The sequence below is a fragment of the Shewanella electrica genome, assembly GCF_022321485.1.
Classification (GTDB): domain Bacteria; phylum Pseudomonadota; class Gammaproteobacteria; order Enterobacterales; family Shewanellaceae; genus Shewanella; species Shewanella electrica.
On sequence record NZ_JAKOGG010000669.1, the window covers coordinates 1 to 244 of the forward strand.

Genomic DNA, 244 nt, shown 5'->3' on the forward strand with positions numbered 1-244 from the left:
CTTCATTTCAACCCAATTGCAATAAAACCATTACCATGCTTGAACGAAACTAAAAATAAAAGAAATATCGAAAGACAAGACTATGTAAGACCAGGAGCAGTAAATTTTTATAGGATTCATCCGCAATATCTCTGTCTGGTTTCCAAAGCCATAAATATGAGGGTTTTAAACAAAAACTATGGAACTTTGTCAGTGTGCCTATCCAGGGAAAACAAAGTTAATGACAATGAACAATGCAAACAGG

The 244-nt window shown here is 34.4% G+C and carries 1 protein-coding gene; it reads left to right on the top strand.

All coding sequences use genetic code 11. From position 1 onward, the window contains the following. Positions 1 to 244: hypothetical protein (locus L9G74_RS21755; protein ID WP_238898960.1), on the top strand; the 244-nt coding region annotated here is incomplete at both ends.